Here is a 12,319-nt window from a genome sequence, read left to right as displayed (position 1 = left end):
GATTCATTTACTGATGCCTTTTATGCATCACAAGACAGTTTAAACGTAGTAATTTGAGTTTATATCATTCTTAGTATGGTGTAAGGTCAGGTGATGTTTTAACTCAATCTTCAATGCGCATCTTACCGTTAAACCAAAAGATTTATTAAACTTGTAGAGATCACTATTGTTTGTCTGTTATTGATCTCTAATATTAAGTAGCAGTGACTGAAATTTAAATGGTCAAACTGCGTTAAAATACATTAATTAAAAAGGAAATACTCTGAATGAACTTCTTCAATAAATTACTACTAATAGCGGCATTTTTGCCATTTGCTGTTATCGCTCAAAAAAAGGACTCTCCTAAACCTAATTGGTTCAACCTGGATCTTCAAAATGATGGAGTATTTGGAGTGAGTACAGAAAAAGCATATTCAGAATTACTGAAAGGAAAAAAAAGTGTACCTGTAATCGTCGCGGTTATTGACGGAGGTGTACAGAGTGATCATGAAGATCTAAAACGCGTGATGTACGTGAATCCTAAAGAGATTGCATCTAATAATAAAGATGATGATAAAAATGGATTTGCAGACGACGTACATGGATGGAACTTCCTGGGATCTTCAAAAGCATCGGTTCGTTATGATAATCTGGAGGTACTAAGGATGATTCGGAAGTATGAGGATCAGTATGCTGCTGTGGTTAATTCTACTCCGTTAACTAAAGAGGAGCGTGCTGAGTTTAATCTGTATAAAAGAATGGTGACTGATTATATGGGTAAACTTGAAATGGCTCGTTTTGGATATGAAAATTATTCTAAACTTGATAAATATCTTAATACAATTTTGGAACGCATTGGAAAGAAGAAACCTGATTTGAAAGATTTTGATAACTACAAAGCTCAAAATGAACAAGAATCTAAAGCACTTAAAATTATTAAGTCTGAACTGAGAAAGGAATCTGATTTTGATAAGGTTAAGGAAGATATTGAAGAAGCGTTAAAGTATTACTCCAGCGAGATTAATTATCATTTAAACGTTAATTACGATCCTCGTGATTCCATCGGTGATATATATACTAATGGGAAAGAACATCATTATGGAAACGATGATGTAACTGGTCCAGATGCCGAGCATGGTACACATGTTGCTGGTATTATCGGGGCAGACAGGACGAATACGATTGGAATAAAAGGAGTGGCAGATAATGTAAGGATTATGTCTGTGAGAGCAGTGCCAGATGGGGATGAGCGGGATAAAGATGTTGCTAATGCAATAATTTATGCCGTGGACAATGGTGCTAAAGTGATCAACATGAGTTTTGGAAAGTCGTATTCATGGGACAAAAAACTAGTAGATAGTGCCGTTCGTTATGCAGCATCCAAAGATGTGCTTTTAGTACATGCTGCAGGAAATGAGGGAGTGAATACAGATGTTACCAATAATTTTCCTAATCCTTTTTATGCTGATGATAAGGATCCAAATTTCTGGAATGCACCCAAACCTCTTCGTATTCCTCTTCCTCAGCAAAGCGGTAACCAAATGCCTATGGGGCAGCGATCGCTTCCTCCTATGAAGATTGAAACAGATACGATTCAATATTCATTTCCAAAGGCTGCAAACTGGATTGAAGTAGGTGCTTCAGGATGGAAAAATGATGGATCTTTAGTAGCCAGCTTTTCAAATTATGGAAAACGTACTGTAGATATCTTTGCTCCCGGGGTAAAAATTAATTCTACGATTCCTAAGTCTAAATATAAAGAGAATGATGGTACAAGTATGGCTTCTCCTGTAGTAGCGGGTGTGGCGGCTTTGATACGTTCATACTTTCCTTCTTTAAGTGCTGTACAAGTAAAGGATATTCTCATGAAGTCTGTCGCAAAAGTGGAACAGAAGGTTAAAGTGGAAGATGAAAGAACGAGTAAACGGGTTAATTTTACTGAAGTATGTGTTTCAGGGGGCATTGTAAATGCTTATAATGCAGTTGCTTTAGCAGAAAAGCTTGAGCATAAATAATAATTTTTTAACTTTGCACCGCATTTAACGCTGTTTGCAACAGTATCAATGAATATATGACACACTATCAGACTATACTATACTATTGTTATACGACAATAGAGAACGCCGGGCAATTTGCGACCGATCATCTTGAATTTTGTAAATCATTGAAACTTGTTGGCCGAATTATCGTAGCCGACGAAGGTTTGAATGGAACTGTATCTGGAACTAAAGCATCCTGTGATGCCTATATGAACCATTTGAAAGCTAATCCTATTTTTGATTCTGCGGAATTTAAAATTGACGATGTAGAGGAGCCTTCTTTTATTAAGATGCATTGTCGGTATAAGTCGGAAATAGTGCATTCCGGATTGCGTGATCCAGGTATTATAAATCCTCAGGAGAAAACAGGGATTCATTTGGAGCCTAATGAGTTTTTGGAGATGAAAGATAGGGATGATGTGGTTATTTTGGATGTGCGATCCAATTATGAACATGCTTTGGGTAAATTTAAAAATGCAGTTACGCTGGATATTGATAATTTTCGCGATTTTCCTGCTATGATTAATGAGCTTGCTCAGTATAAGGATAAGAAGATTATTACTTACTGTACGGGTGGAATTAAATGTGAAAAAGCCTCTGCCTTACTTCTTCACGAAGGATTTCCTGAAGTGTACCAATTACATGGAGGGATAATTAAGTATGGAAAGGAAGCTGGAGGTGAAGATTTTGAAGGTAAGTGTTACGTGTTTGATAATCGGGTAGCTGTTGATGTAAATAAAGTTAATCCTGTTGTGATTTCTACTTGTTCTAATTGTGGAAAGACAACGGCTAAGATGATTAATTGTGCTAATCCGGAGTGCAATGAGCATTTTACTCAATGTGATGCATGTGGCGTTAAATTGGATGGCTGTTGTTCTGAAGACTGCCAGGCTCATCCCAGAAAGCGACTTTACGATGGTACAGGATATTATGTAAAGATTCCTATGCAGGTTAATTTGAATAAAAGGTTAAAAGGAAATTATTCTATTAAAGTGACTCAGCCTGAGATCTGATCGATCAAAAAGCTTAACTCTTTTAAATTAAAGAGAGTGGCTGGAGTAAAAATGTAGGTTTAATTTCTTTTTTATTATTCTCGCAGTTTTCTTTATTTAAAAAATGGTATCAAAATAGTAATTGTTATCTTCAAGTGTTGACTAATATTAAATCCAATCATTAATGCATAAACTTAGGGATGCCGGAGTTTTTCTATTGTGCACAGTCATGCTTATATGGACAAGTGAAATCACGAGAGCTAGTGATATAAAAAGTCTGGGTGTCCCATACGTTCAGAATTACACAAAAACAACTTATCATTCGGGAAATCAAAATTGGTGTATTACTAAGGATCAAAGCGGGATTATGTATTATGGTAATTCTGAAGGTTTGCTTTCTTTCGATGGACACTACTGGCAACAGTATAAACTGCCAAATCATTTAATTGTTCGATCAGTATCTGCCGATGGCAAAGGTAAAGTATATGTAGGTGCTTTTGGAGAATTTGGATACTGGGCTTATAATACTAGGGGTCGATTTGTGTACACATCCTTCCTTAAACTACTTCCTGAAAATTATACATTAAAAGATGAAATCTGGAAGATCTTTGTTGATGGAAAACGAGTTATATTTCAATCATTTGGATCCATATTTATATTTGAAAGTGGAAAAATCCATATAGTTGAATCTAAGACACCTTTCTATTTTCTTTTAAAAGCAGGGTCTCATTTCTTTGTAAAGGCGATGGGAAACGGTTTCTTTGAACTTAAGGGAAATAAATTGGATGATGTTAATGGGAGTGAAATTCTTGGCTCAGCTGCTGTATTGAGCGTATTACCATTCTCCGGTAATAGGTTTTTAATAGGCACAGCAAAAGAAGGGTTATTTATTTATGATGGAAGCACTATAAAACCATTTGTCAATCAAGCTGATGTATTTTTAAAAACTTATCAATTGAACAATGGATGTGTGGTTATGGGCAGATACTTTGCGTTTGGGACTATTCTAAATGGAATAGTGATATTGGACGAATCTGGTCGTATCGTGCAGCGTATCAATAAATCCAGTGGGTTACAGAATAACACGGTACTTAGTCTTTATTCAGATAACGAACAAAATTTATGGGCAGGGTTGGATAACGGTATTGATCGAATTGAACTAAATTCTTCTTTGTATTTTTATTTTGACAAAAAAGGAGATATAGGAACAGTTTATTCCAGTATAATTCATCAGAATAAAATCTATCTGGGTACAAATCATGGATTGTTCTATAGTGATTTAAATTCAACAGTAGAGTTGTCAAACTTTCAGCTATTTGACTTTCAACTTGTGCCTAACTCTCAGGGGCAGGTGTGGGATCTCTCTTTAATTGATGGACAGTTATTATGTGGTCATAATGATGGGACGTTTGCTGTGACGGGAAATGTACTAACCAAGATATCTTCAGTTAGTGGTGGATGGATAATACGAAGACTAGCTTTAAATCCAGCCTATTTTATTCAAGGTACCTATAATGGATTGATTGTTTACCGTAAAGGAACGAGTGGAAAGTGGGTTTATTCTCATAAAATTAGTGGCTTTAATGAACCCTCCAGATATCTCGAACAAGATAATAAAGGACAAATATGGGTTGGACATGCTTATAAGGGATTATATAAGTTACAACTGAGTAATGACCTTCGGAAAGTAATTAAAATTGACTATTATAGTCGTAAAAATGGTCTACCAGGGAGTTATCATATTAATGTGTTTAAGATAGAAAATCAGGTTGTTTTCTCCTCTGATTCAGGCTTTTATATTTTCGATGAAATTAGCAACAGCTTTGCCAAATATCAACAACTCAACCGGGGCTTAGGATTATTCAGACTTTCAAATAAAATAATCTCAGCTGCACCTAAGAAGTATTGGTTCATTAATCATGGGAAAGTAGCGCTGGTGAATTTTGAAGAAGCAGGTAAAATTAAGGTGGACTCATCACGTTTTACAGTTCTGGATGGTCGTATGGTGCAGTATTACGAAAATATTAGCCGGATTAATGGTTCATTATATTTGATTAGTATAGATGAAGGATTTGCTATTTATACAGGAAATAATACTAATGATTATAGTCCTAGTCATATACCTAAAGTGTTAATAAGAGCTATAGAGAATATTACGTATGGTAACCGTGTTATATCGGAGACTGTTGCTTCAGGGCCCACTGAAATACCTTATAGATTAAATAATATTAAAATATCTTACTCATTACCCTATTATAGACAAGCCAAAATTAGCTATCAATACTATCTCGAAGGGTACTCAGATCAATGGTCCCCCTTAAGTTCACAAGCAGCTAAAGAATTTACAAATTTGAGTCAGGGTAAATATACTTTTAAAGTTAGGGCTTTAATAGATGGAAAGATAAAATCAGATGTTTCAGCATTTACGTTTACCATACTTCCTCCTTGGTATTTGAGTTTTTGGGCATTACTATTTTATATAGCCATACATATTGGGGCCTTTTTGCTTTTAAGAAAACTTTATTTTGCCAACATAAGAAGACATCAGGAAAGGATAGGTCAGAAGCTTAAACATGAACAAGAAGAGCATTTGAAACAAGAATCTATACTTTCAGAGCAAAAAATAATAAACATTAAGAATAAGCAGTTGCAGACAGACCTTGAAAGTAAAAGCAGAGAGCTGGCTAGTTCAGCGATGAACATTGTTTCTAAGAACGAACTGTTACAGAAAATTCGAGATGAACTGCATAAACTTAAAGATAACTCGGGATCAAAATTAGGAGAGAATCAATTAAAGCGTATAGAGCATGTAATTGATGAAGGATTAAATGATGAACGGGACTTTCATATTTTTGAAAAGAGTTTTAATGATGCTCATGAAAACTTTTTCAAGAAGCTAAAATCTCAACACCCTAATCTTGTTCCGAATGATCTGAAACTTTGTGCTTATATGCGCATGAATATGAGCAGCAAGGAAATTGCCTCTCTCCTAAATATTTCGTTAAGAGGAGTGGAAATCAGAAGGTACCGATTGCGTAAAAAGCTCAATTTAGATCATGATAAAAATCTTGCAGAGTTCTTTATTGAACTTTAATACTACATCATTACCTCTCAAAGATCTTTTAGAAACTTGGTTGGTGATAGTTATATTAGAATCTGTATAAACTGAATATCAATAGGTTAATAATTATTTATTAACCTATTGATATTCTGTAGTGATCCCTAGCTTAAGTGATGTAGTAAAGTGAAATAAAATTATTCTTTTGTCACAGCACATTCGCCTCACATTTGTGTTAATAGCTAACTACATACTAATTAACTTAAATTTTAGATTTATGAGAAAATTATTTACAAACCTATCAGGTTGTATTCTCGTATTACTTTTCATTTCCGGAAATGCTTTTGCGCAACAGAATATAACAGTTAAGGGTAAGATTACCGACGCTGTTACTAATGAAGCGTTAATTGGTGTAAGCATTAAGGTTAAAGGAACGAATCAGGGAACATCTACTGATGTAAATGGAACATTTACAATTAGTGCACCTCCAGACGGAACACTTGTACTGACTTATATAGGATTTACTTCTCAAGAACTTCTCATCAGTAATCGCCCTTCTATCAATGTCAGTTTAAAAAGTTCAGCACAGTCGTTAGAGCAAGTAGTTGTAGTAGGTTATGGTACACAAAGGAAGTCAGATGTAACCGGGGCAATAACCTCAGTTAAAGCTGCAGACATTGCAAACCGTTCGGTGATGTCACCTACACAAGCTTTACAAGGAAAAGCGGCTGGTGTTCAAGTGTCTTCTAATAGTGGAGCTCCTGGAAGTACACCTTCGGTACGAATTAGAGGTGTTGGAACTATAGGGAACAGTAATCCTTTATATGTTGTTGACGGGGTGTTTGCCGATGATATTAATTACCTTAACTCATCCGATATTGCATCCTTTGAAATATTGAAAGATGCATCTTCTCTTGCTATTTACGGGGTAAGAGGTGCAAATGGAGTTATTTTAATTACAACAAAGGGTGGAAAAGTAGGAAAAGCAAGCATAACTGTTGAATCTTATTATGGAATTACAAATGTAGCCAAGAAAATTAAAATGGCTAATGCGGCAGAATACCAGTTGCTAACAGCCGAGGCGATCAAGAATACAGATCCCACAGCTGCTATTCCTTCTGTTATTACTACTCCTGCATCTACCTCAACGGATTGGTTTGATGAGGTACTCCGAACTGGTGCCATACAAAACCACCAGGTATCAATTTCAGGAGCATCTGATAAAGTATCTTACAATGTAAGTGCAGGTTATTCGAAAGAAAAAGGAATTGTAACAGGGACAAGTTTTGAAAGACTTAATATTAGAGCAAATAACGAGTACAATCCCTTTGCAAATTTTAAATTCGGACATAGTCTAGCGTTTTCAACCTCCAAAACAATTAATCAACCGGGTTCTGTAGTTCAAAATGCTTATTTGTCCGCTCCAATTTATGCTCCTGTTAATCCCGATGGGTCTTTTGGTTCTACCCCCGGAACTATTAATAATGTGGCAAATCCAGTTGCTCAGTTATTTTACAATGATGATTGGGATAAGGGAAATCGTTTTGTAGGTAACTTCTTCGGTGAACTTACCATTTTGAAGGATTTTAAATTTAGAAGCAGCTTCAGCACGGATCTGAATTACCAGAACGGGAGGGTCTATGTTCCTCAATATGTAGTAAGTAGCCAACAAAGGAACGATGTCAGTAATCTGACTATTAATAAAGATCAGTTTACAAATTTATTGTGGGAAAATACCCTGGCATACACTAAAGAAATCAATAAGATTCATCGTATAAATGCAATAGCGGGTATTACTTCACAGACTCAGCGTGCTGAATATGCGGGAGGTAAAGCTCTAAATGTTCCTGCATATAATGAGGATGTTAAATATTTAAACACGGGTACAGATAATACCTCTAGTGGATATGCTAATGAATATGCTTACCTATCCTATCTCTTTAGAGTGAATTACTCGTTATTAGATAGATATTTACTTACGTTAAGTATGCGTTCTGATGGATCTTCACGTTTTCCAGTAGATAGCCGCTATAGTTTCTTTCCTGCTTTAGGGTTAGGATGGCGAATATCTGAAGAACCATTCCTTAAAGACGTGGCTTGGCTTGATAATTTAAAGTTGAGAGCGAGTTATGGAAAGCTGGGGAATACGAATATTCCAGATTATTTATATCTAGCGCGTATTACATCACAAACTGACCCAAATGATGCAAGTACAAGTTTGGGTGCTATATTTGGAACGACACCTACACTTAATCAAGGTGCAACAGAAACAAATACCAGCACCTCTAACTTGCTTTGGGAGAAGGTAAATCAGTTAGATATTGGGTTTGAAATGGGAATGGTTAAGAACCGTCTGACTTTTGAAGCAGATTACTATCGCCGCGAAACGACTGATGCCGTTGTTCAGGTGAATGCTCCACAAGGTGGTAATGTTCTTACAGTAAATGCAGGAAATATTTTAAATAAGGGATTTGAATTCACCGCAGGTTGGAGTGACAATGTAGGGCAGGATTGGAAATATTCAATTAACGGAAATTTAACAACTGTTAAAAATGAGGTGATTAGCCTTGGAAATGGAGGTAGGCCAATTTATAGTGGTGGTTTGAGTAATGGATCAACCGCAACCATTACTCAGGTAGGATTACCAATTGCCTCTTTCTGGGGATATCAGACAGAAGGCGTTTTTCAGAATCAAGCTGAAGTGGATGCCTCTCCTCAAAAAGACGCGAAACCCGGAGACTTAATCTTCAAAGATGTTAATCAGGATGGTATTATAGATCTGAATAATGACCGAGTTAATCTGGGATCCTCTATACCTAAGATTATTTATGCTCTGAATACCACTGTTTCCTTTAAAAGCATAGATCTTGCAGCAGACTTTCAAGGTGTTGGAGGAAATAAAATTTATAATGGAAAGCGAGCAGTACGTTTCGGTAACGAAAATTTTGAAGCTTCCAGACTAAGCAGATGGACAGGTGAAGGGTCAACAAATACGGATCCACGTATTACGAATAGTGTAGTACCGGTTTCGTCCTATTATGTTGAAGATGGGTCTTTCCTTCGGGTAAGGACTTTGCAATTAGGCTTTACGCTTCCTAAGTCGTTATTAGACAGGCTCAAAGTGAATAGCCTCAGGGTTTATGTAAATGCGTTAAATCCATTCACCTTTACCAATTATTCCGGTTTCTCACCAGAAGTTGGATCGGGCCTTTCTGGAGCACAGAACCCAGGTCAGGTAGTTGATAATAGTAATAATCCGGATTTGGCACGTGGTGTTGATTATTCCATTATTCCGGTTACTAAGACTTTTACATTCGGTATAAACGTAGGTATTTAAAATATTAAATATGAAAAGCTTTCTAAAATATACATATATAGCAGGATTTAGTTTACTCTTAACGGTAACAGCTGCTTGTAAAAAAGATTACCTTGACCGGAAACCCGGAGGTGTAGAACTTTCTGAAGATTTCTTTGCAACTCCTGATGGTGCTTTAAGGGCAACAAATGCGGTGTACAACCAGATGCGCAATTGGAGTGTGCATGTATTCTCTTTTATTGGCATTGCTAGTATCACATCTGACGATGCGGATAAAGGAAGTAGTCCAGGCGATACTGGATCTGATAAAGATCAACTTGATGCTTTTACTTTTTCCGCCAGTTCGGGTTCCTTTAACGATTTCTGGATAGGATATTACCAAGGAGTAGCACGTGCAAACCAGGTAATTGAGAGAGTACCTGCCATTGAAATGGATGAGACACTAAAAGCGCGTTACATTGCAGAGGCGAAATTCCTGCGTGCTTATTTTTATTTTAATCTGGCCCGTACTTTTGGAGGAGTTCCTTTAATTTCAACAGTTCCTGCAGCTGACGGCTCCGATCCTGTAACCCCCAGGGCTACCAAGGAAGCTACATACGAATTTATAATCAAAGATTTGAACGATGCGATTACTGTATTACCAGAGCGATCAGCATACGATGCTGTAGATATGGGAAGAGCAACTAAAGGTGCTGCTAAAGGACTTTTAGCAAAAGTATACCTGTATCAAAAGAATTGGACTGAGGTTTTAAGGCTTACAGGTGAAATTATGAGTTCTAATGAATATGATCTGAAGACTCCTTATGATAAGATTTGGACAAAGGAGGGGAATAATACAAAAGAGTCTTTATTTGAAGTGCAAACTGCTGTTTTATCACAAGGAGGCGGTGGAAGTCAATACTCTGAGATTCAAAGTGTTCGAGGAACTACTATTTCAGTAGGGGGATGGGGATTTAATACTCCTTCTCAAAGTTTGGTAAATGCTTATGAGGCTAATGATCCTAGATTGAAAGCGACTATTATTCAAAGGGGAGATACTATGCCCGATGGTCAGGTAATACCAAGTTCTGCTGAAAATACTTATTATAACAAAAAAGCGTATGTGTTGCCTGACGAGCGCTCTCCTAAAGGTATGGGGGATGCTGCCAAGAATATTAAGATCCTTCGTTATGCAGATGTAGTTTTAATGCATGCTGAAGCTGCTAATGAACTTGGAAATGGAGCTACTGCTGCTATTGATGTGAATGCAGTACGGTTTCGTGCCAGGGGCTTTGTTGCCTCACAACTGAATGGATTAATTCCTGATGTTGCTTTTACAAATAAGGATGCATTTAGAACCGTGATCTGGCAGGAACGTCATATCGAGTTGGCTATGGAAAATGATCGCTACTGGGATATTGTACGCCAAGGAAGAGCTGGTACTATTCTGAGAGCTTTAGGTAAAAGCTTTAAGGATGGAATAAATGAAGTGATGCCTATTCCTCAAAATCAGATTGATAATACTGGAGGGATATTAACTCAAAATACAGGATACTAGTTAAACAAGCAATTAGTCGGAATGCCGGCTAATTGCTTTACTTTTTTATTATGAAGCATATTCTCCTGATTATTACAATTCTCTTTGCCTGTAGTTGTACAAGGAGTAAAAGAGAATCGAAAAATGTAATTACTCCTGAAGTTTCTAATGATTCCTTACTTACCTTAGTTCAAAAAAAGACTTTTAATTATTTCTGGGAAGGTGCTGAGCCAACATCAGGTTTGGCAAGAGAACGTATTCACATCGATGGAGACTATCCTGAGCATGATCAGGATGTGGTCACTATTGGTGGTAGTGGATTTGGTGTAATGGCTATTTTAGTGGGCATAGAGCGTAAATTTATTACCAGACAGCAGGGGGCAGATAGGCTCAGGAAAATTATAAACTTTCTTTCCAAAGCTGATCGGTTTCATGGAGCCTGGCCGCATTGGCTATATGGCCCTACTGGTAAAGTAAAACCCTTTGGTACTAAAGATGATGGTGGCGATTTGGTAGAAACTGCTTTTATGGCTCAGGGTCTTATTTGTGTGAGTCAGTATTTTAAAGATGGGAATGCTGATGAGCAGCAACTTTCAAAAGATACAGAAGATCTTTGGAAAGAAATAGACTGGAGCTGGTACCGTAATGGAAACCAGAACGTACTCTACTGGCATTGGAGTCCTAAATATCAGTGGGCAATGAATTTTCCTGTATCAGGCTATAATGAATGCCTGATTATGTATGTATTAGCAGCCTCATCTCCTTCACATGGAATACCTGCAGAGGTTTATCATGAAGGTTGGGCTAAAAAGGGTGCTATCAAATCAGATGCTGAACAGTTAGGATATAAAGTACTTTTGAATTACAATGGAGCAGAGGGACATGTGGGGCCACTTTTCTGGGCACATTACTCTTATCTGGGCTTAAATCCAAAAGGCTTAAAGGATCGTTATGCCGATTATTGGCAGCTCAATAAAAACCAGACTCTTATTCACAGAAAGCATGCGCTTGAAAATCCAAAAGGCTATAAAGGATATGGGGAGAATGCTTGGGGACTGTCGGCCAGTTACTCTGTAAAAGGCTATAGCGCACATACCCCTGATAATGACTTGGGAGTTATCTCTCCAACAGCGGCTTTATCATCTTATCCTTACACACCAACTTATTCTATGGAGGTCATTCGTCACTTATATCAGGATCTGGGTGAAAAGGTGTGGGGTAAATATGGATTTTATGACGCCTTTAGTGAAACGGATAACTGGTACCCAAAACGTTATCTGGCAATTGATCAGGGTCCCGAAATTGTGATGATTGAAAATGGAAGGTCTGGATTGCTGTGGAAGTTATTCATGAGTAACACAGCTGTTCAAAGCGGCTTAAAGAAATTAGGCTTTGAAAGTCCTTATTTAAAACAATAAA

At 37.1% G+C, this 12,319-nt stretch carries 6 protein-coding genes; all 6 read left to right on the top strand.

Translation table 11 applies throughout. The features are described from left to right. The first annotated feature begins 266 nt into the window (after positions 1–266). Positions 267–1,994 (top strand): S8 family peptidase, encoded by a 1,728-nt coding sequence (locus ADIARSV_RS17035; protein WP_016196883.1) that lies wholly within the window; start codon positions 267–269, stop codon positions 1,992–1,994. Between the two features lie 56 nt (positions 1,995–2,050). After that, a complete protein-coding gene (gene trhO, locus ADIARSV_RS17030) occupies positions 2,051–3,031 on the top strand; it encodes an oxygen-dependent tRNA uridine(34) hydroxylase TrhO (RefSeq protein WP_040300476.1) in 981 nt (326 codons plus the stop codon). Between the two features lie 163 nt (positions 3,032–3,194). Next, the gene (locus ADIARSV_RS17025; RefSeq protein ID WP_016196881.1) at positions 3,195–6,104 is read left to right on the top strand and encodes a ligand-binding sensor domain-containing protein; all 2,910 of its coding nucleotides are present in this window, start codon (positions 3,195–3,197) and stop codon (positions 6,102–6,104) included. A gap of 241 nt (positions 6,105–6,345) precedes the next feature. Further along, a complete protein-coding gene (locus tag ADIARSV_RS17020) occupies positions 6,346–9,405 on the top strand; it encodes a SusC/RagA family TonB-linked outer membrane protein (protein ID WP_016196880.1) in 3,060 nt (1,019 codons plus the stop codon). 10 nt (positions 9,406–9,415) lie between these two features. Next, the gene (locus ADIARSV_RS17015; protein WP_016196879.1) at positions 9,416–10,921 is read left to right on the top strand and encodes a RagB/SusD family nutrient uptake outer membrane protein; all 1,506 of its coding nucleotides are present in this window, start codon (positions 9,416–9,418) and stop codon (positions 10,919–10,921) included. A gap of 50 nt (positions 10,922–10,971) precedes the next feature. Continuing rightward, positions 10,972–12,318 carry a glucoamylase family protein gene (locus ADIARSV_RS17010; protein ID WP_016196878.1) on the top strand — a complete coding sequence of 449 codons (1,347 nt, stop codon included), beginning with the start codon at positions 10,972–10,974 and terminating at the stop codon, positions 12,316–12,318. The last annotated feature ends 1 nt before the right edge of the window (position 12,319 follow it).

Source organism: Arcticibacter svalbardensis MN12-7 (assembly GCF_000403135.1).
GTDB lineage: Bacteria > Bacteroidota > Bacteroidia > Sphingobacteriales > Sphingobacteriaceae > Arcticibacter > Arcticibacter svalbardensis.
Note: the sequence above shows the minus strand (reverse complement) of the source record. Positions and strands in the feature narration are given on the sequence as shown.

Coding starts and splice junctions, on each gene's coding strand:
- ADIARSV_RS17035 (WP_016196883.1), top strand. CDS start 267: ATGAACTTCTTCAATAAATTACTACTAATAGCGGCATTTTTGCCATTT.
- ADIARSV_RS17025 (WP_016196881.1), top strand. CDS start 3,195: ATGCATAAACTTAGGGATGCCGGAGTTTTTCTATTGTGCACAGTCATG.
- ADIARSV_RS17010 (WP_016196878.1), top strand. CDS start 10,972: ATGAAGCATATTCTCCTGATTATTACAATTCTCTTTGCCTGTAGTTGT.
- ADIARSV_RS17020 (WP_016196880.1), top strand. CDS start 6,346: ATGAGAAAATTATTTACAAACCTATCAGGTTGTATTCTCGTATTACTT.
- trhO (WP_040300476.1), top strand. CDS start 2,051: ATGACACACTATCAGACTATACTATACTATTGTTATACGACAATAGAG.
- ADIARSV_RS17015 (WP_016196879.1), top strand. CDS start 9,416: ATGAAAAGCTTTCTAAAATATACATATATAGCAGGATTTAGTTTACTC.